The organism is Arthrobacter sp. LAPM80 (assembly GCF_046736435.1).
Lineage (GTDB): Bacteria > Actinomycetota > Actinomycetes > Actinomycetales > Micrococcaceae > Specibacter.
Window position 1 is genome coordinate 432,592 of record NZ_JBCHVD010000001.1, and the last position, 24,303, is coordinate 456,894.

The 24,303-nt window shown below is 67.1% G+C and carries 21 protein-coding genes; 16 read left to right on the top strand and 5 right to left on the bottom strand.

Translation table 11 applies throughout. From position 1 onward, the window contains the following. Window position 1: 1 nt before the first annotated feature. Genes AAGW05_RS01980 through AAGW05_RS02020 form a run of 9 tightly spaced genes read left to right on the top strand, consistent with a single transcriptional unit; the run spans window position 2 to window position 12,207 of the window. On the top strand, window positions 2-322 hold the full coding sequence (locus tag AAGW05_RS01980) for a LysM domain-containing protein (protein ID WP_411802775.1): 321 nt from the start codon (window positions 2-4) through the stop codon (window positions 320-322). Beyond that, on the top strand, window positions 315-1,442 hold the full coding sequence (locus AAGW05_RS01985) for a hypothetical protein (protein WP_411802776.1): 1,128 nt from the start codon (window positions 315-317) through the stop codon (window positions 1,440-1,442). The genes AAGW05_RS01980 and AAGW05_RS01985 overlap by 8 nt, the downstream gene beginning before the upstream one ends. Further along, window positions 1,439-1,945 carry a phage baseplate assembly protein V gene (locus AAGW05_RS01990; RefSeq protein WP_411802777.1) on the top strand — a complete coding sequence of 169 codons (507 nt, stop codon included), beginning with the start codon at window positions 1,439-1,441 and terminating at the stop codon, window positions 1,943-1,945. Before AAGW05_RS01985 ends, AAGW05_RS01990 begins: the two co-directional genes overlap by 4 nt. A gap of 22 nt (window positions 1,946-1,967) precedes the next feature. Next, entirely contained in the window at window positions 1,968-2,291 is a 324-nt protein-coding gene (locus AAGW05_RS01995; RefSeq protein ID WP_411802778.1) for a hypothetical protein, read from the top strand. A 5-nt stretch (window positions 2,292-2,296) separates the two neighbouring features. Further along, on the top strand, window positions 2,297-2,659 hold the full coding sequence (locus AAGW05_RS02000; protein WP_411802854.1) for a GPW/gp25 family protein: 363 nt from the start codon (window positions 2,297-2,299) through the stop codon (window positions 2,657-2,659). After that, window positions 2,656-5,340 (top strand): putative baseplate assembly protein, encoded by a 2,685-nt coding sequence (locus tag AAGW05_RS02005; RefSeq protein ID WP_411802779.1) that lies wholly within the window; start codon window positions 2,656-2,658, stop codon window positions 5,338-5,340. The genes AAGW05_RS02000 and AAGW05_RS02005 overlap by 4 nt, the downstream gene beginning before the upstream one ends. Next, the gene (locus AAGW05_RS02010) at window positions 5,337-8,531 is read left to right on the top strand and encodes a putative baseplate assembly protein (RefSeq protein ID WP_411802780.1); all 3,195 of its coding nucleotides are present in this window, start codon (window positions 5,337-5,339) and stop codon (window positions 8,529-8,531) included. Before AAGW05_RS02005 ends, AAGW05_RS02010 begins: the two co-directional genes overlap by 4 nt. Next, window positions 8,528-10,822 carry a hypothetical protein gene (locus AAGW05_RS02015; RefSeq protein ID WP_411802781.1) on the top strand — a complete coding sequence of 765 codons (2,295 nt, stop codon included), beginning with the start codon at window positions 8,528-8,530 and terminating at the stop codon, window positions 10,820-10,822. Before AAGW05_RS02010 ends, AAGW05_RS02015 begins: the two co-directional genes overlap by 4 nt. Continuing rightward, entirely contained in the window at window positions 10,819-12,207 is a 1,389-nt protein-coding gene (locus AAGW05_RS02020; protein WP_411802782.1) for a DUF6519 domain-containing protein, read from the top strand. Before AAGW05_RS02015 ends, AAGW05_RS02020 begins: the two co-directional genes overlap by 4 nt. An 87-nt stretch (window positions 12,208-12,294) precedes the next feature. On the opposite strand, the gene AAGW05_RS02025 is transcribed toward AAGW05_RS02020, so the two are convergent. Next, window positions 12,295-13,059, bottom strand: a complete 765-nt coding sequence (locus AAGW05_RS02025) for a C1 family peptidase (protein ID WP_411802783.1) — start codon at window positions 13,057-13,059, stop codon at window positions 12,295-12,297. Window positions 13,060-13,232: 173 nt separating this feature from the next. Between AAGW05_RS02025 and thiL the strand changes: the two genes are divergently transcribed. From thiL to AAGW05_RS02060, 7 genes are all read left to right on the top strand, one after another. Then, window positions 13,233-14,249, top strand: coding sequence for a thiamine-phosphate kinase (thiL, locus tag AAGW05_RS02030; RefSeq protein ID WP_411802784.1), 1,017 nt, complete (start codon window positions 13,233-13,235; stop codon window positions 14,247-14,249). Window positions 14,250-14,289: 40 nt separating this feature from the next. Further along, on the top strand, window positions 14,290-15,228 hold the full coding sequence (locus AAGW05_RS02035; RefSeq protein ID WP_411802785.1) for a DAK2 domain-containing protein: 939 nt from the start codon (window positions 14,290-14,292) through the stop codon (window positions 15,226-15,228). 34 nt (window positions 15,229-15,262) lie between these two features. After that, window positions 15,263-17,458, top strand: a complete 2,196-nt coding sequence (locus AAGW05_RS02040) for an ATP-dependent DNA helicase RecG (RefSeq protein ID WP_411802855.1) — start codon at window positions 15,263-15,265, stop codon at window positions 17,456-17,458. 27 nt (window positions 17,459-17,485) lie between these two features. After that, window positions 17,486-18,064, top strand: a complete 579-nt coding sequence (rsmD, locus tag AAGW05_RS02045; RefSeq protein WP_411802786.1) for a 16S rRNA (guanine(966)-N(2))-methyltransferase RsmD — start codon at window positions 17,486-17,488, stop codon at window positions 18,062-18,064. A gap of 287 nt (window positions 18,065-18,351) precedes the next feature. Then, window positions 18,352-19,758: an SPFH domain-containing protein gene (locus tag AAGW05_RS02050; protein WP_411802787.1), complete on the top strand. Its 1,407-nt coding sequence runs from the start codon at window positions 18,352-18,354 to the stop codon at window positions 19,756-19,758. Beyond that, complete coding sequence (locus AAGW05_RS02055) at window positions 19,748-19,990, top strand: hypothetical protein (protein WP_411802788.1); 243 nt, start codon at window positions 19,748-19,750, stop codon at window positions 19,988-19,990. The genes AAGW05_RS02050 and AAGW05_RS02055 overlap by 11 nt, the downstream gene beginning before the upstream one ends. After that, window positions 19,950-21,026, top strand: a complete 1,077-nt coding sequence (locus tag AAGW05_RS02060; RefSeq protein WP_411802789.1) for a Gfo/Idh/MocA family protein — start codon at window positions 19,950-19,952, stop codon at window positions 21,024-21,026. The genes AAGW05_RS02055 and AAGW05_RS02060 overlap by 41 nt, the downstream gene beginning before the upstream one ends. Window positions 21,027-21,147: 121 nt before the next feature. On the opposite strand, the gene AAGW05_RS02065 is transcribed toward AAGW05_RS02060, so the two are convergent. From AAGW05_RS02065 to AAGW05_RS02080, 4 genes are read right to left on the bottom strand one after another with little or no spacing between them, the layout of a single operon-like run. Further along, window positions 21,148-21,921, bottom strand: coding sequence for a spermidine synthase (locus tag AAGW05_RS02065; protein ID WP_411802790.1), 774 nt, complete (start codon window positions 21,919-21,921; stop codon window positions 21,148-21,150). Beyond that, the gene (locus tag AAGW05_RS02070) at window positions 21,921-23,117 is read right to left on the bottom strand and encodes an aminotransferase class I/II-fold pyridoxal phosphate-dependent enzyme (protein ID WP_411802791.1); all 1,197 of its coding nucleotides are present in this window, start codon (window positions 23,115-23,117) and stop codon (window positions 21,921-21,923) included. The genes AAGW05_RS02065 and AAGW05_RS02070 overlap by 1 nt, the downstream gene beginning before the upstream one ends. After that, complete coding sequence (locus tag AAGW05_RS02075; protein ID WP_411802792.1) at window positions 23,114-24,085, bottom strand: SDR family NAD(P)-dependent oxidoreductase; 972 nt, start codon at window positions 24,083-24,085, stop codon at window positions 23,114-23,116. Before AAGW05_RS02075 ends, AAGW05_RS02070 begins: the two co-directional genes overlap by 4 nt. Next, window positions 24,082-24,297: a helix-turn-helix transcriptional regulator gene (locus AAGW05_RS02080; RefSeq protein WP_411802793.1), complete on the bottom strand. Its 216-nt coding sequence runs from the start codon at window positions 24,295-24,297 to the stop codon at window positions 24,082-24,084. Before AAGW05_RS02080 ends, AAGW05_RS02075 begins: the two co-directional genes overlap by 4 nt. Between the last annotated feature and the right edge of the window lie 6 nt (window positions 24,298-24,303).

The window sequence follows — 24,303 nt, forward strand, 5'->3', positions numbered from 1 at the left end:
CATGGCCGCCACCTTCGCCGCCAACAGCCGCTATCTCGGCACCGGCACCAGGACACTCACGACGCCTTCGGGTACGGTCATTGCCTACCTGGCCCGCCGCTTCCTCCCGCACCCGGAAACCTTGGCCCAAATCGCCACGTACCAAGTGGCTGCCAGGGACAGGATCGACACCGTCGCGGCCGCCGCGCTCAACGACCCCGAGCTGTCGTGGCGGGTTGCCGACGCCAACAGGGCCATGCTCCCGCGCGACCTTGTTGCGACCCCCGGCACCGTTTTGCGCATCACCCTGCCTGCGGGCATGCAGGGGGCGCCCCATGTCTAGCTCCCTGCAACTAGGCCTCATGGTGGGCCCGGCCATCCCCATCCCTGTGCCGCCCGAGATCGTCGAGGCCCTGGTCAGCGTCGAGATCACCGAGCGCGACGTCGGCCCCAGCGCCTTCACACTGCAGTTCACCATGAGCAACTCCTCCATCCTGCCGACCCTTTTCATACTCTCCGGCGGCTCGCCGTTCCCCATCATCAGGGTGGTGCTCAGCGCCACCCTCAACGGCTCCGTCACGGTCCTGGCCGACGGCGTCGTCACCCAGGTCCAGGTGATGCCTGGCAGCGACGCCGCGCACTCCATCCTGCAGGTCACGGGGGAGGACCTGAGCAAACTGATGGACAAGCTGGATTTGACCGGCCTGCCCTTCCCCGCCATGCCGGCCGAGGCAGCCGTCGCCCTTGTCCTGGCGAAGTACCTGGCGCTCGGGGTGCTGCCGGTTATCGTGCCCAGCATCATGCTTGACGTGCCCATCCCCACCGATCGGATCCCCGCCCAGCAGGGCACCGACCTGAAGTACATCACGGCACTTGCCGCAAAGGTCGGCTACGTCTTCTACGTGGCACCGGGCCCCATCCCCGGCACCAGCACTGCCTACTGGGGTCCGCGCATCAAGGTGGGGGCGCCGCAAACTGCCCTCAACATGGACATGGACGCCTTCACCAACACAGCAAGGATCACCTTCACCTACCAGCCGCAGAAGGCCGTCATGCCCATCGTGTTCATCCAAAATCAACAAACGCACATCCCGCTGCCCATCCCCATCCCGCCCATCACCCCGCTCAACCCCCCGCTGGGACTGGTGAACCTGCCGCCGTCGAACACGAAGCCACTGAAGGAAACAGCCAAGTACACCCCTGTCCAGGCCATCCTGACGGGCATCGCGGCCGCCGCCAACACGGCAGACACCGTCGAGGGCAAGGGCAGCCTGGACGTGCTGCGGTACGGGCGGATCCTCACCCCGCGCTCGCTCGTGGGTGTGCGCGGGGCCGGGCTCGCCTTCGACGGCCTCTATTACGTCTCCGAGGTCAAGCACTCCATCAAGGCCGGGGAGTTCATGCAAAACTTCACGCTCTCCCGCAACGGGCTCATCTCCACGGTTCCGACGGTGGCGGCATGAGCGGGGAATACCTCGGCAAGTTCCGGGGCACGGTGGTCCAAAACCTCGACCCACAACAAATGGGACGCATCCAGGCCCTAGTGCCCAGCATCAGCGCCCTCACCCCCTCCTCCTGGGCCTTGCCGTGCGTGCCATTTGCGGGCAAACAATCGGGCATTTTCGTGCTCCCCGCCATCGGCTCTGCCGTCTGGATCGAGTACGAACAAGGCGAGCTTGACTACCCCATCTGGACCGGCGGGTTCTGGGGCAGCGCGGCGGAAATGCCTGCCATGGCGCTCGCAGGCAACCCGCTGAGCCCCAGCATCGTGCTGGCGAGCGCACTGCAAAATTCCATCACCATCAGCGACCTTCCGGGGCCCGCCGGTGGGATTCAGATCCGCAGCGCCGGAGGGGCCAGCATCCTCGTCAACGAAGTGGGGATCACCATCACCAACGGCGCGGCAACGATCGTGTTGGCCGGGCCGAGCGTCACCATCAACAACGGGGCACTGGCCGTCACCTGACGGCCGGGGATAGGGGCACACCATGCCGGGACCTTTGCTTCACGTCGGCGCGACAGTGCTGTGCGCCCACGGCGGCCAGGCGCAGCCAACCGCACCGAGCCCGCGCGTCACGCTTAGCGGGCAGCCCGCCGTCACCATGGTCGCGCCATGGACCGTGGCTGGGTGCGCCATGCCCCCGCCGTCGGCCGGAAACGGCCCCTGCGTCACTGCCACCTGGACGACGGCGGCAACCCGGGTGACCTCCGACGGCCAGCCGCTGCTGCTCGCCGACAGCCAGGCCCTCTGCGCGCCCACCGGAACGCCCCTGACGCCGCTGGTCTTCCAGCTTCGGGTCACGGGGGTGTGAGCGCCATGAACATCGAGTACCCCTGGCGCTTTGATGACCACGGACTCACCGCCACCATTGACGACGCCGGCCATGTACGGGACATGATCGAGGAGTTCCTGTTCACGAACCCCGGCGAGCGCGTCAACCGGCCGGACTTCGGCTCTGGCCTGGCGCAGCTCGTGTTCGGCCCCAACAGCCCGGAACTGGCCGCGGCTCTCCAATTTACTGTCCGGGCGGGGTTGCAGCGCTGGCTCGGGGACGTCATGGCTGTGACGGCACTTGCCGTCACAGCCGATGACTCGACCATCAGCGTTGACATCAGCTACAGGCTGGCAGGCAGCCCCGATGTGCTTTCCGAAACATTTACAGGAATGGGTGAGCCATGAACCTGACAAGTTCCGTCTGCTCCTGTCCGGGCCCGGCCGCCCGGGCGGAGGCCTTTGCCAACCGCGCCCAACTCAACGCGATCGACTGGATCGAGGTCTCGGAGGACCAGCTCACGGTCTTTGTGCACTTCATGGGTGCCGTTCCCGCCGTCGCCTCAGGCGCCAACCCCGCAGGGCTCACGGCCGCCAATGTGCGTGTCCAGGGCGGTGAGGCCGTGACGGGCATTGTGGTGAGCGGACTGGCCGTCCTTGGCATGCTTGACGACGGCGGGGCGGCGGGCAGCACCCCCGGCGCCGCCTCCGCAGGCCCCTCCAGCAACGGTACCGGGGACACCCAGACCGTTGATTCTTCGGACGCCGCCGGGGAATCCACCGACGCCTGCCTCGCCGTTTCGGTTGACCGGCGCGGGGACTTCTCCCGCTACACACTGATCCTTGGCGCGCCCGGCACCGGCACCGACTCCGCGTGGGGCCCCCTGCCGGGCTTTGACCCCCGCTTTGCCCAGGCCTGCTTCGGCTTCAAGGCGGGCTGCCCCACAGGGGTCGACTGTGTCAGGGGCTGCCCAGGTCAGGGCGCCCCCGCGCCTGAACCGGACATCGACTATCTCGCCAAGGACTATGAGAGCTTCCGGCGCCTCATGCTGGACCGGCTGGCCGCCACGATGCCGCACTGGCAGGAGCGGCACGCGGCCGACGTCGGGATTGCCATCGTCGAGGTGCTGGCCTACGCGGCCGACGAACTCAGCTACTACCAGGACGCCGTCGCCACCGAGGCTTACCTGCGCACGGCCAGGCGCAGGGTGTCGGTGCGCCGCCACGTTCGGCTCGTGGACTATTACCTCCACGAAGGGCTCAACGCGCGGGCCTGGCTGACGGTGTGGACGAATGCCGACACGCCCGCCGTTGACGCCTCCGGGCTGTTCTTCATCACGGGTTTCCCCGCCCTCACCGTGCCCTTCGGGAGCGTGCTGACGCAGGACATGCTCGAGAACCTGCCCGATGGGAACTACACGGTATTTGAACCCGTCGACACCACGGCCACGGGCATCGTGTTCCAGGCCGCCTGCAGCGAGATTGAGATCGACACGGCGGGCGGTGACACCTGCGTGCTGCCGGCCGGCACCACCGGCGCCGTGCTCGTGGACAAGGCCCTGTGGCGTGCAGCCAACCCCGACGCCCCGCTGCCCGCCGCCTGGTCCGCCACCATGCCCACCAAGGCAATGAACCTTGCCGCCGGGGACGTGCTGATCCTCGAGGAGGTCCGCGGGCCCGCCACGGGTGACCCGGCCGACGCCGACCCCGCCCACCGGCAGGCCGTCACGCTCACCTCAGTAAATCCCGTGACCGACGGCGGCTGGTTGGTTGCCGTCGCCTGGGACCGGGCCGACGCGCTCACCTTCAACCTGTGCCTGGCCACACGCACCGCGGCCCCAGGCTGCGCCCCGGTCGAACGGATCGGCGTCGCCCGCGGCAACACGATCCTCGTGGACCACGGGCGCACAGTCACAGACCCGCCCTGGGATCCCGTGCCGACCCTGGAAATCACGGGCGAGTGCTGCTGTGAGGGTTCTGCCGTGGAGGAAACGGCCATCCCCGGCCCCATCACGCCCGCCTTGGCCCAGTCGCCTATCACCCATACGGATGCGTGGGTCCGCGGCGCCGCAAGCGCCGCGTCGGTGCGGGACCCGCGGGCTGCGCTGCCCGCCGTCGAACTTGCGTTCACGGACCCGGACACAGGGTCGGCAACTCTCTGGCGCCCGCAGCAAAGCCTGCTGGAGAGCGGTCCCCTTGACAGAGAGTTCGTGGCGGAAATTGACGACGCCGGACTGGCCACCCTGCGCTTTGGCGACGGGGACCTGGGGGCGCAGCCCGCGGCCGGGCTCCTCGGGACGGCGAGCTACAGGGTTGGCAACGGCACTGCAGGGAACGTGGGCCGGGACAGCATCACCTTCCTCGTGCTGCGCAACGCGTCCTGGAGCGGCGTGCAGGTCAGCCCGCGCAACCCGCTCGCTGCCTTCGGCGGCATGGACGGGGAGTCCGTGGCGCAGGCACGGCTGCTGGCCCCCGACGCCTTCCGCATGCAGCTGCTGCGCGCCATCACGGCCGATGACTACGCAGCCCTCGCCGGGGCGCAGCCGGGCCTGCAACGGGCGGCCGCCCAACTGGCCTGGACCGGCAGCTGGTTTGAAGCACGGGTCGGGATCGACCCGTGGGGCACGGAGGACCCGCCAGCGCAGCTGCTGTCCAACACCCAGGACGGGCTGCGGCCCTATCGGCGCATGGGCCACGATCTGGCCGTCACGGCCGCGGCCTACGTGCCCGTCGAGGTGGAGCTTGGGGTGTGCGTGCTGCCGCACTACATCCGCGGCGACATCCGCGGCACCCTGCTGCAACTGCTCGGCAGCGGAACCGGGCCCGACGGGCAGCCGGCGTTCTTCAACCCGGACAGGTTGACGTTTGGCGCCGGGGTGTACGTTTCCTCCCTCGTGGCGGCAGCCCAGTCCGTGGCCGGCGTCGAAAGCGTCGTCGTCACCAAGCTTCAACGCCAAGGCAAGGCGCCCAACCATGAGCTCGAGAACGGGGTCCTTGGCGTGGGACCGATGGAAATCGTGCGCCTTGACAACTCACCCGACTTCCCTGACCACGGGACGCTCACACTGACCATCGGAGGCGGGCTATGAACGCCCAGGCAGCCGGAAACGGCACATGCACAGGCACAGGCTGCGGCGGCTGCGGAGGGGGCTGTGGCTGCGGCGGATCGGCGGCCGCGACCCCTCTTCCCACCAGCAACCTCCCGGGGCTCCCGGCACTCTCACACAGGGTGGGCACCCGGCCAAGTTTCATGGCCGCGATGTCGGAGCGCCTCTCAAGCGCAGCCCACCCGCAGCTGGCCGCGCTGCGCACCAGGGAGCTCTCCGATGCCTCAATGGCCATGCTCGACGCCTGGGCAACGGCCGCGGACGTCCTCACTTTCTACCAGGAACGGATCTGCAACGAAGGCTATCTTGGCAGCGCGGTGGAGCAACGGTCCGTGTGTGAGCTGGCCGCCCTGGTCGGCTGGCGGCCCCGCCCGGGCGTGGCCGCGACGGCGTACCTGGCCTACACCGTGGACCCGAACTCCACTGAGGTTCTCATTCCCGCCGGGGCCAGGGCCAACAGCATCCCCGCCCCGGGGCAGACCATGCAGGCCTTTGAAACAAGCGATGACCTCACGGCACGCTCCGAGTGGAATGCGCTGCGCCCCCGCATGGCCCGGGACCAGAGCGCGGCCTCCATTGCCGCTAACGGCCTCTACCTCGCAGGCACAGCCACGGGTCTGGCCGTAAACGATGCACTCGTGCTGGGCCTGGGCAGCGGGAACCTGAAGGCCGTGCGGGTCAAGGCTGTCACGGTCGATGACGCCGCCCAGTGGACCCACGTTGACCTGCAGGGATGGTTTGGCGGCGACTTTGGCCTGGAGTTCCAATCGGCCGCGGTCACCGCGGCCTTGCAGGCGCTGCGCGGGGCGGCAGGCACCGCCACAGCCGAGCGGGTCACCGCCGCGCTGACCGACGTGCTGGCAAAGCTGGGCACGGTCACGGCCCAGGACCTAGCCGACTGGGTCGCCGTGAACACCCTCCCCGCCATCCGCAATGAGCTCGAAGCTGCCCGCGGGAAGGGGTACGCCCGGCTCGTGCCGGCCCTTGAACAGGCCCTTGCCGCCATTGAACTACTTGCCGGACACCCCGTTGGCGCCGGAAATTCCGTCGCCGAACTCCAGACGGCCGCCAATGCGGGGGAGTCCTTCAGTGCCCGCGACAAGGGCAGGAACCCGCTCGATCGGCTCGTGGGCCAGCTTCTGCTGCCGGGATCGATCCCGCCGGCCACCGCGCAAAACCTTGAACGCTCCTACGCCTCCACCTTTGCCGGAAGCGGGGAGGTCTTCCCGCAACTGCTGACAGGGCTGCATGCCCAGCTGGCCCCGACCATCTACCAGGCCCTGTCCGGCGCTGCCATCAGCGCCCCCACAGACATCACCGTGTGGGCGTTGCGCCAGGCTGCGCCCCTGTACGGAAACAACGCCCCCGTCCCCGGAAGTTTCGACGGCGGCATTTTCTACCCGGCGACGTCGGACTGGGCCCTGGCCGGCGACGAAAGGCCCTCGACGGCGTTCCTGGACACTGCCCACCCGACGCTGCAGGCCGGGGACCTGATGGTCATGGAGCGCGGCTCCACCGACGGGGCCGACGCCTTCACGGTCGTGTTGACCACCATCAAGTCTGTCCGCACAGCATCCCGCTTCGCCTACGGACTGGCAGGGAGGTCCACCTCGCTGGTGCTGGCCGAGGATTGGTGGAATCCGTTGATCGCGGAAATGAACATCGAAGGAACCGACGGCATGGGCGTCCTGCGGGCATCCACCGCCTACGTCCGGCAGGAGGGGCTGGCCCTGGCCCAGCAACCAGTCACCGACGATGTCCTCGGTAACACCCTTGAACTCGACGGCCTGTACGACGGGCTCAAGGCCGGCCGGTGGGTCATCGTCTCGGGGGACCGCAGCGACGTTGACCTGGGCGGTGGGATGGGCGCCATCCACGCCGCCGAACTGCTCATGCTGGCCGCCGTCGTCCAGTCCGGTGCAAGCAACGACGGCCAGGTCCTGGCGGGGGAGTCCCGCCACACGTTCCTGACCTTCGCCCAGCCCCTGGCCTACACGTATAAGCGGGACACCGTCACCGTTTGCGGAAACGTGGCGCACGCGACGCACGGGCAATCCACCGCAGAGGTGCTCGGCGCCGGAAATGCGGCCGCCGCCCTGCAACAGTTCACGCTCAAGGCCCCGCCGCTGACCTACATTGCCGCCCCCACACCGGCAGGCGCCGCCAGCACCCTCGTGGTCCGCGTCAACGGCGTGCAGTGGCCGGAGGTCCCCGGCCTGGCCTACCTGGGAGCTGGCCAACGCGGCTTCTTCACGAGCACGCACGAGGCCGGAACGGCAGTTCCTGGGATAGGGGGCACCACAGTCACCTTCGGCAACCCGCCGCACGGTCAGCGCCTGCCCACGGGGGCCGAGAACATCCACGCCGCATACCGCAGCGGCATCGGTGCCCCGGGCAACGTCGCGCCCGGCCAGATCAGCCAGCTCGCCACACGTCCCCTCGGCGTCACTGCCGTGACAAACCCGCTGGCAACATCCGGCGGTGCCGACCCTGAAACACGTGATGCGACACGGGCCAACGCGCCCCTGGCCGTGACGGCCCTTGACCGGCTGGTGTCAGTCAGCGACTACGCCGCCTTTGCGGCCACGTTTGCCGGCGTCGGCAAGTCCAGCTCGGCGCTGCTGCACGCGGGCGGCTCGGCCCTGATCCAGGTCACGATCGCCGGGGTGGAGGATGCCCCCATCGACGCCACCTCCGACCTCTTCCGCAACCTCCGCAGCGCCCTGACCCTTTACGGCGACCCGCAACTGCGGGTGAAACTCGTGGTGCGCGAGGAGCTTGCCCTGGTGCTCGGGGCCACCATCAAGGTCGCCGCCGACTACGACTGGACGCTGGTCGAACCCGCCGTGCGGGCTGCACTGCTTGCCGCCTTCGGCTTCGACGCCATGGCGCTTGGCCAGGACCTGCCCAGCAGTGCTGTCATATCCGCCATGGCAGCCGTCCAAGGCGTCGAGTACGTGGACCTCGACCTGCTCACCACCCTGGCGGACACGGCCCTCACCTCGGCGATCGCGGACCTGGCCGGCGGGCCGCCGCCCGATCCGGGGGCCGTGCCGCGGCGCATCCCGGTGGCAGGTGACCGCGTTGTTGCCGGTGTCCCGCTCCCGGCCCAGCTGGCCTGCCTGCAGGCGGGCGTCCCCGACAGCCTGATCCTGAACGAGGTGCAGCCATGACCCGCCCGCCCGACTACCTGTACAACCTCCTGCCGGGCATCTACCGCAGCCGTGACGCCGAGCAGGGCTACCCGCTGCGTGAGCTCCTGGCCGTCATGGACGAGCAGGGACTCGTTGTGGAAGCGGACATCGCAACCCTGTATGCGGACTGGTTCGTGGAAACCGCACAAGCCTGGGCCGTGCCCTACATCGGAGCCCTTGTGGGGTACGAACCCGTGCACGACGCCGGACTGCCGGGCACTGGTGCCAGCAGCGCCGCCCGCAACAGGATCCTCGCCCGGCGCCGGGAGGTTGCCCACACCATCAACTTCAGGCGACGCAAGGGAACCCTTGCCGTGTTGGAGCAGCTCTCGCTTGATTCGGCGGGATGGGAGGGGCATGCGGCGGAGTTCTTTCCCCTGCTTGGCTGGAACCAGCACCTTAACCACCAACACCCTGGCCGTGGCGGAACGCTGTCACTGCGTGACGGCGGCGCCCTCGACCGGCTCGGCGGATTCCTCGACGGTGCCGCGCATTCGGTGGACGTCAGGCGCCCCGACTCGCACAGGTCCAAGGGACGGTTCAACATCCCGTCGATAGGGGTCTTCCCGGCCAGGCTGTCCTCCTACCCGATCACCGACGCCCCCGCCTGCTGTGTGGAAAAGGAGGGGAACCAGTGCTTCACGTTCAGCGTGCTCGGACACGACACGCCCCTTTTCACCCAGGAGGTGGCAACCGGCTCCCCGGATGCGGCCCGCCCCGAACTGCGCCTGCCCCTGCCCATCGACACACGCGAGTTCACCGATGTGGTGAGCCTGCGCCCACCTGCGGCGAGCGCATCGCCGTCGTACTTTGGGCCCGGGCGCAGCATATCCGTCACAGCATGGGGGTGGCGGAACAAGGCGCAGCTGGTGCTGGGGCCAGGGGACGTGGTCCCAGCCAACCTCGCCGACTGGCACGCGTACAAGGCACCCCGCAACAAGGTGCTCGCGGACCCGGAGAGGGGCAGGCTCATCTTCCCTGCCGGGCAGCTTCCCCGCGGCGTCACCGTCTCCTACCACTACGGCTTCAGCATGGCGATGGGCGGCGGCGAGTATCCCCGGCTGCCGGCACAGCCCGCAGGTGCCGCCGTGTACAGGGTGCGCAAGGCAGGGAGGCTCGCGGGGGAGTTCGCCGACGTCATGGGTGCCCACGCCCAATGGGCCGCGGACAGGGGCTCCCCCGACCCCGCCACGGGGGAACCGCGCAATGCCGCAGTCATTGAGATCATGGACAGCCGCGCCTACGAGGAGCGCTTTGAGTTCGCGCTCGCCCCGGCCGAATACCTTCAGCTGCGTGCGGCCGACGGCGCCCGACCCGTGCTGCGCCTGCTCGACTACCGGGTGGACCAGGCCGATCCCCTGAGCGTGACGGGCGGAAACGCCAGCCGCTTCGTCCTTGACGGGCTGCTCGTTGTGGGGCGCGGGCTCGTTATCAACGGCCCCGCCGCCCGCCGCCCGACAGGGTCTGACGACCCCGACGGCGCGGGCCCCGACGGCGCCGCCGCAGGGGACACGGACATAACGGCAGGCGGGGACCTGTGCGCCGTCACCATCCGCCACTGCACGCTCGTGCCCGGCTGGAACCTGGATTGCGACTGCGAACCCCTACGCCCCGAGGAGTCAAGTATCCTGCTCGACGGAACCCGCGCCGCCGTCGAGATCTCCCACAGCATCCTTGGCACCATCACCGTCCGCCGCGACCCAGACAACGGGCAGGCGCCACCACTGGCGCTCGCCGACAGCATCTGGGACGCTACGGATCCCTGCAGCCCCGCCCTGTGCGACGAGACGGGAGGGCCGGCCTTCAGCTCGTTGTGCGTGCGTCGGTGCACCGTGATTGGCCAGTTGCTTGTCCACGAGGTGCTGCTGGGGGAGGACAGCTTGTTCCTTGGCGCACTTGTCCCGACCCGCCGCCAGATCGGCTGCCTGCGGTTTTCCTACGTGGCGCCGGCCTCGAAGACACCGCAACGCTTCAACTGCCAGCCCGACCTTGTCCGGGCGGCCGCCGTCGACGGTGCGACGGCGGACAGTCAGGACCTGCGGGTGCGACCGGCCCTCGCCAGCCAGCGTTACGGCACACCCCTCTACGGCAGCTTGGCCTCCGACTGCGCAGCGGAGATCCTGCGCGGCGCCTCCGACGAGTCGTGGATGGGGGCCTTCCATGACCTCTTCGAACCCCAGCGTGAGGCGAACCTGCGCGCACGGCTGGATGAATTCACCGTTGCAGGGTTTTCCACCGGCATCTTTCCACCAGAGAGGGGAACGCCATGAAGGGCGACTTCAGCAGGGACACCTTTGACCCGCGCCACCACTACACCCGCGTCCTCATGCAGCAGGGCAGGGTCCACCTCGACGCCGACCTGAACGAACAGTCGGCCATTTCCCAGCATTACCTGCAGGCGCTGGCGGCCGACCTCATCGGCCCGGCCGGGGGACCGGCGGGCACTGCCGGGTTTGGCATCTCAACGGATGCCGCAGTGGGCAAGAACCTGGGCAAGCGGCTTGACCCTGGCGACTTCATGATCATGCCCGGGCGTTACTACGTCAACGGGGCCATGTGTGAAAATCCGCAGGTGCTGCTCTACAGCGAACAAACCGGATACCCCTTTGACGGGAACACCACCGTGGACGCCCTGGCAGCACTTGGGAGCTACGTGGTCTACCTCGACGTGTGGGAACGGTACGTAGCGGCAGTTGAGGAGCCGTTCATTGCCGAGGTGGCGCTTGGCGGACCCGACACCGCGGGCCGGGCGCAGCTGACCTGGCAGGTGCGGGTGCTGCCAGCCACGGGGGAGGATCCCGTGAACAACCAGGCGTTTTGGGCCGACAGCCTTGCCCGGACTGTCCCGCTCATGGCCGCCAGGGCGGAGCCGCCCGCCACGAACAACGACCCCTGCACCATCGAGCCCGGTGCCCGCTACCGGGGCCTTGAAAACCAGCTGTACCGCATTGAGGTTCATGCTCCGGGCGTGGCAGCCGTTCAGGGGCAGGGGGCCACGTTCAAGTGGTCGAGGGAAAACGGCTCGGTGGTGATGGCACTGTCAGGTGTTCCCGCCGTCGACGCCACGGCCCAAACAACCACGGTCCAGCTCGCCACGCTTGGCAGGGACACCGATCTTGGCCTGGTGGTGGGCGGCTGGGTTGAACTTGTCGACGACGCCTCAACGCTGCGGCACTCGGCCTCGCCGCTGCTGCGCGTGCACTCGATCGAGCGCGACACGTTCACCGTGGCCCTGGAGGGAGTCGCCGATCCGAGGGTCGGAACCGATCCCGCGCTGCACCCCTACCTGCGGCGGTGGGACCACGACGGTGACCCGGTCGCCGGGGGCGCCGTGGCCCTGGCGGAATCCATCCCCGGGCAGCCTGTGTGGATCGACCTTGAGGACGGTGTCCAGGCCACGTTCTTGGCCAATGATCAAGGTGTCCCGTCCGATTACAGCACTGGCGATTACTGGCTGGTCCCTGCACGGACGGCAACGGGGGACGTGCAGTGGCCAAACGACGGATCCGCCGCGGCCTTGAACCCGCAGCCGCTGCCGCCCCGGGGTGAGCGGCACGCCTATGCCGGCCTGTCCGCCGTCGGGCCCGATCCCGCAGGCGGGCCGAATCCGGTGCACACGGAACTGCGGAAGTTCTTCGCCAGGCTTGCTACCTAAACCCCTGGCTACCTGAACCGCGACGGCTGCGGGATGAGGGCCTTCAAGGCCCCGATCCCGCAGCCGTTGCGGGCGTTCACACCGCTTCTACGATGTTGACTTCACGCACCAGAAGTCGCTTGCCAGGGACTTGCTCAGCAGGTAGGCGTACGGCATGGTGGCGTATCCGGCCATGCCCCAGCCCTCACCCCAGGAGTTGCGGATGGTGAAGCGCTGGCTGGCGTCGTCGTAGCCCACTGCCATCACGCAGTGTCCGCCAAGCACGCTCTCGCCCGACGCCGGCATGGGCACGACGCCGGAGCTGGCGACAGTTGCGCTTTCGAAGCTGTCATAAACGGTGAAGCCAAAGACGATTGGGTATCCGGAGGCCAGGCATCCCTTCATCTGATCCAACGACTGGCTGACGCGCGCGTAGGCGATGGCGCGCTGGCCCTTGGCCGCGGTGTAGCAGGCGGCCGACGGCTTGACGGCGAACTGGGTGATGTCGTAGGGCCACAGGGTTTCGTCGCACGCGCCCGTGGTGGCGACCGTCTTGATGCCGTCTCGGATCTGTGCGCCGGCGTCGGAAGCCACGGTGCCTTCGATGACCCTCTCGTTGTAGTAGATGAACAGCCGGGAGGGGGTTGAGGTGTCGGGGAGCTGCTCCTTGAGGGCGTCAAACTGCACGACCCCGGCCACGCCGTTTCCTGTGCACGAACCCAGCTGTCCCTGATCGTAGACGGGAGGGCAGCCGGGACGGAGGTCGACGGCGGGCGGCAGGGCCACGTGGACAGCCGTCGGTGCCGCGAAGTGGAAGTCGCGCTGGTCCGGGAGGTCCGGGACCCAGCCGTATCTGGAGTTGGTTCTGGCCATGAAAGTATTGCCTCCTTCGCCACGCCGTGGTCTGGGCAGGCCTGAAACCGCGTGGTTATGAATGACGTTCCTCCATGTCACAGGGCACGTCAAGGCTTTTTGCGGAGGTTCCACAGAGTGTTTTCAGAATCGCCGAATCGGGCAATGTCCCACGCAGCGGCTACGGTTGAAGCATGATTTCCACCGTCGCCGACCTGTCCGAGTCCGAGCTCCTGGCCCGGATTTTCCCGCGCCTGCACGCCGGCACGTCCATGTTGCTTGGCCCCGGGGACGACTGCGCCATCATTGCCGCCCCGGACGGGCGCACGGTCATCTCCATCGACACGCAGGTCCAGGACAAGGACTTCCGCCTGCTGTGGCCCAACGGCAGCACCTCCTCGGGATTTGACGTCGGCTGGAAGGCCGCCGCACAGAACCTTAGCGATATCAACGCCATGGGCGCCACCGCCACCGCCCTCGTTGTCAGTCTCACCCTCCCGGGCACCACGCCTGTCAGCTGGGTTGAGGACCTTGCCGATGGCCTGAGCGCCGCCATGGTTGCGCTCGGCGCTTCAGCCTGCTCCGTGGCAGGCGGGGACCTGTCGGGGGGCAGCGAACTCGTGGTGACTGTTGCCGTCACGGGCTCCCTGGACGGCGTCGAACCCGTCCTGCGCAGCGGCGCGAAGGTGGGGGACGTGGTTGCCGTGTGCGGCACCATGGGATTCTCGGCGGCAGGCTGGGCGCTGCATGAAAGCGCACTGCCGCCGCAGGGCTACACACCGGCACAAGCACACGCCGCAGCCCTGTTCTCCCGGCCCGAGCCGCCACTGGCTGCCGGACCCCTGGCAGCACGCGCCGGCGCCACCGCCATGATGGACATTTCCGATGGACTGCTGCGCGACGCCACCCGCCTGGCGCAGGCCAGCGGCGTCGGCTGCGACCTGGATGGGGCGGTCCTGAAGCAATTCGCGGGCAGGCTCACCGAATGCGCCGACGCCCTCGGCGTTGACCCGCTTACCTGGGTGCTCACGGGAGGCGAGGACCACGGACTGTTATCCACATTTCCGGCGGGGTCGGACCTCCCTGAATGCTTCGTTGGGATAGGCTCGATAGTGTCAATGGACGTGGCCGGTGAGGCCGTCACCATTGACGGACAGAACTTCAAAGGTGCCGGATACGGCACCCTGGGATGGGATCATTTTGCAGTCTAAGATCGCCGCTACTGCGCCGGTAGTCCGCCGCTGGTTGACAATGTCCGAACAGACCCTGGCCAACCACAGCGACCGCCTCAACGCCATCAACATCTACCCTGTGGCAGATGCGGACACCGGGACAAACCTGTACCAGACGGTGCGGGCGGCAGCACAGGCCGTGGCTGACCTTGAACCGTCCGACGTTGGCGTCACCATGGCCGTTGCCGGACGGGCCGCCATGGAACAGGCCCGCGGAAACTCGGGCACGCTCCTCTCCGTTTCCATCGCCGCCATGGCCGAACCCTTTGCTGGCGCCCAGCGGCTGAGCGGGCCCCTCCTGGCTGCGGCCCTGCACAGGGCGCAATTGCGGGCATGGAGCGCATTGAGCGAGCCAATGCCCGGCACCATGCTTTCGGTCCTTGAGGCCGCTGCGCGGGGTGCGACGTCGATTGATTCCGCCCTCCACGGGGACGAATCCAACCACGCCCTGGCGCAAACCATCACCGGGGCGGTGGCTGCCGCGCGAGAGGCAGTGGTGCTGACCGAATCGCAGCTCGGCGTGCTCACCGAGGCGCACGTTGTCGACGCCGGCGGCGTCGGCCTGCTGCTGATTCTCGACTGCCTGCGCTCGGTCATCGTCGGCGAGCCGCTGCAGGAGGAACTGCTTGACGGGCTGTCGGGCTACAAGGTGCAGGACCCCAACATTGCGCTGTCAATGCCTGAACAGGAGGGCGTGGAGGTCATGTGCACCATCTCCCTGACCCCGCTGGCCGCGGCAGGCCTTCGCCTTGAACTCGGCAGCCTGGGCGATTCCGTCATCATGAGCGCCGTCTCAGAGGAGGCCGACCCCATGGGGGCCTACCCGTGGCGGCTGCACGTCCATGTCCCCTCGGCCGCCGTGGCACTTGATGCCATCCGGGCTGTGGGTGATCCAAGCAATGTGAGCATCTCGGCCCTTTCGGCCAACGCACCCGAAGACGTCCATGATCTCCTCTAGCGACGACTCCGCCCTGCCGCCCGGTGGGTCGCGCATGCATACCGAGCTGGGACTTGAGCTGTCACGGCTGGTGGGAACGCCGTCGGCCAGGCAGGTGGCCAAGGCACTGGACATCACCACGGTGGGGCAGATGCTCCACCAGTTCCCGCGGCGCTACATTGCCCGCGGCGACCTGACAGACCTTGACCAGCTGCAAGTGGATGAGGACGTCACCATCCTTGCCCGGGTGGTTGATCTGCGAACCCGCCACATGCAGACCCGCAAGGGCACCATCAGCGACGTCGTCATCACCGACAACTCGGGGCGCCCCTCGGCCCTGGTGATCAGCTTCTTCAACGGCTTCAAGGCCAAACAGGAGCTGCAGCCGGGCGTGCTGGCCATGTTCTCTGGCAAGGTGGGCACGTACGGCGGTCACAAGGTGCTGACCAACCCGGGGTACGTCCTGCTGCCCGACGACGACCTGGCCGAGCACGAGGTGGAATTCCATGCGGCGAAGCCCGTTCCCGTCTACCCGGCCACGGCAAAGTTCCCCAGCTGGAAAACCGAAGATGTCATCAAGACGCTCCTGCCAGTTCTTGACCTGGAGCGAATTCCGGACCCGGTGCCAAAGAACATCGCCGCCCGTGAAAGGCTCATGCCCCTGAGCCAGGCGTACAGCGAAATCCACCAGCCCTCCACCATGGAATCCTGGCCGCGCGCCCGCAAGCGCTTCCGCTTCCAGGAGGCGTTGGCGCTGCAGACGGCCCTGGCGCAGAAGCGGTTGGCGGCTTCGCGGCAGGATGCCACCGGCCGGGCACCCGTCAGTGGCGCCCTGTTGGACGCCTTCGACGCGTCCCTGCCCTACACCTTGACTGCCGGGCAGCAAGACATCGGCGCGCTTATTGCCGCCGAGATTGCGGCCGGACACCCCATGCACAGGCTGTTGCAGGGCGAGGTGGGTTCGGGGAAGACCGTTGTGGCCCTGCGCGCCATGCTCCAGGTGATCGACGCCGGAGGGCAGGCCGCATTCCTGGCACCCACGGAGGTCCTCGCCGCCCAGCACCTGAACTCCATCACGGCGCTGTTGGGAAATCTGGGGGCAGGGACGCTTATGGGCGGACAGCATGCCACCCAGGTCACCCTGCTGACTGGCTCCATGCCCGTTGCGGCCAGAAAAAAGGCGCTGCTGGCGGCCGTGTCGGGGGAGGCCGGAATCGTCATCGGCACCCACGCCCTACTGTCGGACAACGTGCATTTTGCCGATCTTGGCCTCATCGTTGTCGATGAACAGCACCGCTTCGGCGTCGAACAGCGCGACGCCCTGCGACCCAAGGCGCTCAAGCCACCGCACCTGCTGGTCATGACAGCCACGCCCATCCCGCGAACGGTCGCCATGACAGTCTTTGGCGACCTGGAAGTGTCCGAGCTGACGGAACTTCCTGCCGGCCGGGCGCCCATCATCACCCACCTCGCCCCGTTGGATGACCACCCAAGTTGGGGGGACAGGGTGTGGGCCCGCACCCGTGAAGAAGTCGACGGCGGACACCAGGTTTATGTGGTGTGCCCCAAGATCGGCGAGGGCCCGCAATCCGAGGACAACTTCGAGGACCAGTCGGGGCGCGACGGCGATTCGCGCCCCATGGCGGGGGTGCTTGGCGTCCTGGCGTACCTGCAGTCGCTTCCCGTGCTGGCGGGCCTTCGCATTGCGCCGCTGCACGGGAAGCTGGATTCGGCCGACAAACAGGCCACCATGGCAGCGTTTGCCGCCGGGGAGATCGACGTCCTTGTCGCCACCACCGTGATCGAAGTCGGCGTTGACGTGCACAATGCAACGCTCATGGTGATCCTTGACGCTGACAGGTTTGGGATGTCACAGCTGCACCAGCTCCGGGGACGGGTGGGGCGCGGCGGGCTGGACGGCACATGCCTGCTCGTGACCAACCTTGAAAAGGGCCACCCGAGCCGCAAACGGCTTGAGGCGGTGGCAGAAACAAGCGACGGGTTCGTGCTGGCGAAGCAGGATTTGGAAATGCGCCGAGAAGGCGACATTCTGGGGGCACGGCAGTCAGGCGGTGTCAGCGGCCTGCGCATGCTCAGCGTGGTGCGCGACGGGGACTTGATCGAACGGGCCAGGGACGATGCCACCGACATTGTGGCCGCCGACCCCGACCTTGCATTCCACCCGGCGCTGAAGCTTGAAATTGATACGTATGTGACAGAGAAAAATGAGGCATTCCTTGAACGTGGCTAGCAATACTGTGACCTGGATGGCAGGCGCATGAGCCGGATCGTTGCCGGCACGGCAGGCGGAAGCCCGCTTGTTTCAGTGCCGGGGGACGGCACCCGCCCCACCACCGACCGGGTGAAGGAGGCCTTGTTCTCCCGGCTCGAGTCGATGAACATGCTGGCCGGCACCCGTGTGCTTGACCTGTACGCCGGGTCTGGCTCGCTGGGGATTGAAAGCGCCAGCCGCGGGGCAAAGTCCGTCGAGCTCATTGAATTCAATGACAAGGCAGCCGCTGTGTGCCAGCGCAACGCCGAGCTGGTGAACAAGGTGCTCAAATCCAAGATTGTCACCGTGCAGCGCTCCAAGGTTGAGTCGTTTCTGGCCCGGGTGGCCGACGCCGGCGTTGACCAGTGGGACCTGGTCTTCATGGACCCGCCCTACCCCCTGACCGAGGAGGAGCTGTCCCTAGTCCTTGAGCTGCTGGGTCCGCGGCTGAGCCCCTACGCCGTGGTCGTCGTCGAACGCTCGGCCCGGACGCCCGAACCCACCTGGCCCGATTCCATGAACCTCCTTGCCGCGAAGAAGTATGGCGAGACGCGGCTGTGGTTCGCCGAGCCCGCCGGCGACTGATCCCACCCTGATGTGATTTGAAATCGCAGCAGATGCGATAAATCGACCCGGTTCACCGCATCAGCTGCTGTTTGGAGTGGGGCAGCCTCAGGGACTGTGGCCAATATCCACTGCCTGCACACTGCCGGTACAACGAAATGACGAGTACTTTGGAGGGTGGAAGCACCCTTGACGGGTGTTTCCGCATCAGCTGGACCCACAATTGCATCTGCAGGCCGTGAGATCGCCCCGTGACTGGGGAACGGGTGAACCGTTGCGACCATTCTTCCTTCGAAAGGACTTGGGTCATGCAATACCTCATAGCGTTCATCCCGTTGATTGTCGTGATAGTTGTTCTGGTAGTTCTCGGGTTGCTCGTCCGTGGTGCAGTGAAAATGATGTGGCAGGTCGCCGAACCCAACGAGGCGCTGATCATTTCAGGTTTCAGCCGCGGCCGCCCCGCGGCAGCCACCACCGACGGCATGGACTTCCGCATCGTCACGGGCAAGGGCGCGTTTGTCATACCGGGCCTGCAAACCGTCAGGTCGCTGTCGCTGACCCTTAACGAGACCGAGCTTCAGGTCAACTGCGTCACCTCCCAGGGCATCCAGGTGGTAGTCCAGGGTGTTGTCATCTTCAAGATTGGGGATTCGACGCCGTTTATCGCCAATGCGGCCCGCCGTTTCCTAGGGCAGCAAGCCAAGATGGAAAGCCAGGTGTACAACGTCTTCGAAGGTCACCTGCGGTCAATCATCGGCTCCATGACGGTGGAGGAGATCATCAGGGAACGGGACAAATTGGCCTCCCAGGTGCGAAGTGCCAGCGGCATTGAAATGGAAAAGCTTGGCCTCGTGGTGGATTCCCTGCAGATCAAGGACCTTGAGGACCCCACCGGATACATCCAGAACCTTGCCAAGCCGCACATCGCCCAGGTGGTGATGGAGGCCCGCATTGCCGAGGCGACCCGTAACCGCGAGGCGGCCGAAAAGGAGGCCGAGGCGGCATCGTTGATCGCCAGCGCCCAAAGTGTCTCGGCCATCAAGCAGTCGGCGGCCCAGGCCAATGCGGAAACCGCACGGGCCAACGCCGCCCAGGCCGGACCGTTGGCCGACGCCACGGCACGCCAGCAGGTGGTGGTCCAGGAAACCGAGGTCGCAAAGCTCGAGGCCGACAGGGAGGAACAAAAGCTGCAAACATCCGTCAGGAAGCCTGCGGATGCAAGAGCCTATGCCCAACGGACCGAGGCCGAGGCGCAGAAGGCCGCGGACATCAGCGCAGCCGAGGCCCGAGCCAGGAAGACGGAGCTGGAAGCGCAGGCAAATGCGACGGCGGCCGCGGCCACGGCAGGCGCCACGCGCGTCACCGGCGAGGCCGAGGCGGCAGCGACGAAGGCGCGTGGGGAGGCGGCGGCGTCGGCCATCAAGGCCAAGGCGCTGGCCGAGGCCGAGGGCATCAAGGCCCGCGCCGAGGCGTTGGGGACCAACCAGGAGGCCGTCATCAGCCAGCAGCTGGCTGAAAACATGCCGGCGATCGTGGCAGCGGCGGCGGAACCGTTCGCCCATGTTGGCCAGCTGACAGTGCTCAATGGCGGCGACGGAATCAACAACATGGTGGGCGGGATCCTCTCACAGGTGGGCAACTACCTGCCGGCCCTGACAACGGCCCTGAAGGAAGTCAACGCCTCCAAGCCAAAGGAGCAGCCGGGTGCACAGTGATCAGGACAGGAGCCTGACGGGAAAAATTGGCAGGGTCTCCGGAGCCATCGGGCCCGGCACGCTCGGCGAGGTCATGATCGAGATCAGGGGCGGCACATCGGCGTATCATGCCCGCCCCTATGACGGGAGCAGCACCTTTCCCGTGGGGGAGCGGGTCCTTGTCATGTACCTTCAGCCACCGCAAACCGTCTATGTTGAGGCGCTGCCGGAATTTCTGCAGCATCCCGCGTAGGGTGGAGGAAAATCGGTCGTTCGCCGGACAGTCAGGATCTTTTGTGGAGCAGCTTCGAGTCGGCCTCATCGGCGCCGGCGGCATTTCAGGGGTCCACATTGCCGGCTGGCTGCAGCTGGGCGCGGCAGTGACCGTGTATTCGCGGTCGGGCGCGGCCGCTGTGGTTCAGGAGTTCGGCGTCGCGGAAGCCGACTCCCTTCAGGCGCTGCTCGATGCCTGCGACATGGTCAGCATCCTGACGCCCACCACCTCCCACCACGCCTACGCCATGGCCGCCATTGCCGCGGGCAAGGACGTCATCTGCGAGAAGCCGCTGGCCGAGACTGCCGTCCGGGCCGCGGAGATTGCCAACGCCGCCCATGCCGCCGGAGTGCGGCTCTTTCCTGCCCACGTGGTCCGCTTTTTCCCCGAATACGTTGACGTTCACGAGCAGATTTCCGAAAAGAGAATTGGGGCGCCCGCCGTGGTGCGGTTGAGCCGGTCCAGTGGGGCGCCGGCGGCCGGCTCCTGGTTTTTCAACGAATCGTTGGGCGGCGGAATCATCCGCGACCAGATGATCCACGACCTCGACCAGGCCCGATGGCTGGCCGGTGAGGTCACCCGGGTCCATGCCGTGCAGGAACCCTCGAGCGACGGAGGCATCGTGCCGCGGCCTGTCAGCGCGCGCGTGGTCATGACCCATGAAGGCGGTGCCGTGAGCCACCTGCGGGGCGAGTGGGGTCCTGACGGCATGCCCTTCCGCACCAACGTAAGCCTGGTCATGGCCGACGGGAGAGTTGCCTACGAGTCCCCGGCCCAGGAGATGATCGGGGCGGAGGGTGACGGATACCTGCCTGCCCAAACTCCGGCGGACAGTCCCTACACCTTGCAAAATGCCGAGTTTGCCGCGGCCCGGGCTTCGGGTGAGACTTCCCGTGTCAGCCCGTACGACGGCGTCATGGCCGTCGCGCTGGCGGAGGCGGCTGCCGCGTCCATCGCCTCGGGGCACGGCGTGGATTTCTCGGCGGCGGCCGTGAAGGCCCTGTTGGTGGGCTAGCGCTGCGGCGGCCCGTCCAGGCGCGTCTTGCTAATCGGAACAGTCATCGACCCTCTCGGGAAGTGGTTGGCAGAGCCCATTTGAACACCCCGAACGCAACCGGGCGTTTGGGGCCGGTGCCTTAGCCCGTGAGGTCGTCAAGTTCCACCCCGGTGAGGACCGTGGCGGGGTGCGGCCCGGCCGCAACAAGCGCCTCCGCCCAGCCATCTGGCCACGGGCTGTTCCTGCCCAGCAGGATGATGTTTCCGGGGTAGCGGCGGGTAAACAGCCTGGTCGTGCCATAGGCTGCCACGCTTGGCACGGCCTCCTGCATCGCCCGTGTTTGGCTGGTCACCAGGGTGAAGCCGGGCTCGTCTCCGACGTTGATCGCAAGGATTCCACCCGGCGCCAACATCGCCGCGGCCTCGCGGTAAAAGTCTGCGCAGGCGAGGTGGGCCGGTGCGTCAGGTCCGCTGAAAATGTCCAGAATGACGACGTCGAACATCAGGTCCGCGGGAAGCGCTGCCAGTTCCTCGCGGGCATCCCCAACATGGCCGCTGAGCAACGTGCCCGCGGGCAGCGGCAGCTGTTCAAGGACAAAGTCGAGCAGCTCGCGCTCAAGTTCCACGGCGTGCTGGACCGACCCCGGGCGGGTGGCCTGGATGTACCTGGCAAGGGTCAGCGCGCCGGCGCCAAGGTGTAGGGCCGTGACGGGTTCACCTGCAGGCTTGAGCAGGTCGATTGCGTTGGCGATCCGGCGCAGGTACTCGTAGAAAACCTCCTGCGGCTCGGCGACGTTGACGTGCGACTGCTCCGCGTTGTTGATGCTCAACACGAACGCGTTCTCGTGCCACGGATCGGCGTCTATGGCCGCGTGCACGCCGCTGGTGCGCAGGTACCTGCTGGACAACGCCATCAGAGCTTATCCGCGAGCGTTGCGAGGCGTTCTGCTGCCTGTTCAAGGAGCGGGACCTGCTTGCAGAAGGCAAAGCGCAGCAGGGAGCGGGTGCGGCGGGCGCCTTCGGGGTGGCAGAAGACAGGGACGGGAATGGCCGCCACGCCAATGAGTTCGGGCAGCCTGCGGGCCAGGGCAGTGGCGTCGGTGACGCCCAGCTTTTTCGTGTCGGCGTTGATGAAGTACGTGCCCTGGGGCAGGTAGACCTCGAAGCCGGCGGCGCGCAGCCCCTCGCCGAGGATGTCCCGTTTGTGGGCAAGCGTTGCTGCGGCGTCGGTGAAGTAGCCTGCGTCCATGCGGAGCCCTGCGGCAATGGCGCCCTGGAAGGGCGTGCCGGATGAGTAGGACAGGAACTGCTTGACGGTGCGGGCTGCGGCGACGAGCTCGGCCGGGCCGCTCAGCCAGCCGATCTTCCATCCCGTGAAGGAGAAGGTCTTGCCGGCGGAGGAAATGGTGAGCGTGCGATCACCTGCACCCGGCAGCGTGGCCACGGGTATGTGCCGGGGACCAAACGTGAGGTGCTCGTAGACCTCATCGGTGAGGATAACGGCGTCGTACTTGATGGCGAGGCGGACGATCTCGGTGAGCACCAGCTCAGGGAACATGGCGCCGGTGGGATTGTGCGGGTTGTTGACGATGATCATCTTGGTGCGTGGGCTGAAGGCGCGCTCGAGGGCGGCCATGTCCGGCATGAAGTCCGGCGCCAGCAGGGGAGCGGTGGTGTGGGTTGCTCCGCTGAGTGCGATCATGGCGCCGTAGGAGTCGTAGAACGGCTCGAAGGTCAGGACCTCGTCTCCGCGACCGGTCAGGGCCAGGATGGTTGCCGCGATGGCCTCGGTGGCGCCCGTGGTGATGATGACCTCTGTTTCGGGGTCCGGGGTCAGCCCGTAGAAGCGCTCCTGGTGCTCGGAGACGGCCTGGCGCAGGTCAAAGATGCCCTTCCCCGGCGCGTACTGGTTTTTGCCGACGGCGATGGCCTCCTGTGCAAGGCGGCTCAGTTCTCCAGGGCCGTCCTCGTCGGGGAAGCCCTGGCCGAGGTTGATGGCCCCGTGCCGGTTGGCCAGGGTGGTGATCTCCTCGAAGATTGTCACGCCGAGGGAGCCGTCAGGACCCAACAGGTTCGCGCCCTGCGCTGTGCGTTGCCACGGGTGGGTCATTGCTGCTCCTTCGTTGCCCCTGGACCGTGGGTGGAGGCGGCTGCCGGGGTGTGTGGAAGTGCCTGGCCCTGGCGGCCGGTGAAGTGGTCCATGCTGTTGTAGACCTTGAACACGTTACCGGCCACGGCGTCCCAAGCCCTAGTGGGCAGCACGCCGCGCAGGGCCATGGCGAGTTTCGCCGTCCACGGGGTGAGCCTGATGGGGGTGCCCTTGAGCATTGCCTGCCAGGCCCGGTCGACGGCGGTTTCCGGACTCATGATCGGCGTCAGCAGCGGGCCCGTGGCTCCCGCGAACATGCCGGTGCTGATGTAGCTGGGGCAGAAGGTGCTGACTTTGACGGCTGACCCACTGCGCTCCAACTCAAGGCGCAGGGAATCGCTCCAGCCGATGACGGCCCACTTCGAGGCCGCGTAGACGCTCATGTTCGGATTGGCCAGAGTTCCTGCCGCCGAGGCGATGTTCAGGATCCGCTGGTCGGCGCCCTTGCGCATCATGGAGGGGAGGAACTCGGCCGTGACGAACATGGGCGCGAGGGCGTTGATATTCATGACGGCACGGGTGTGCTTTTCGGAATCGTGTTCCCAGAAGGGGCCGTCCCTGACGATTCCTGCGTTGTTGACAAGCAGGTCGGGGGATTCGATGCCGTTGACTTCCCGCAGTGTTTGGGCGGCGGCCTGGATGGAGGCAAGTTCCGAGACGTCAACCTGCTGTTCCACGGCCCTGGCGCCGAGGGCGCCGACTTCACGGCCGACGTCGCGCATGGCATCGGGGTTGACGTCCCACAGGACGATCGTGGCGGCGCCTTCGCGGGCGGCGCGCAGGGCGTAGAGGCGGCCCATGCCCATGCCGGCGCCCGTGATGAGGACGGTTTTACCTGTCAGGGTGAACGGTGCGGTTGTCATGATGTCCCTCTCGCCGGTGGTGTTACCCGTCAGTACACCACGAATCCGGCTCCGTTGCGGGTTCATTTTGCCAGCTTAGGCGTCGGGTTGGACCGGCCGTTTTCAATGGCGATGATCGACTGCCGTGACACCCCGCCGGCCCGGGCGAGATCCTCCTCGTCGGGATCGAACGCCGGAGCAGGTAACCGCCAAGGATCACCGCAAGGAGGAGTCCGGCCGTCAGGATCCCGGGCACCGAATTGAGGGGGCCTTCCTGGTCTGCCGCGTTCCCGGCGCAAGGTGCC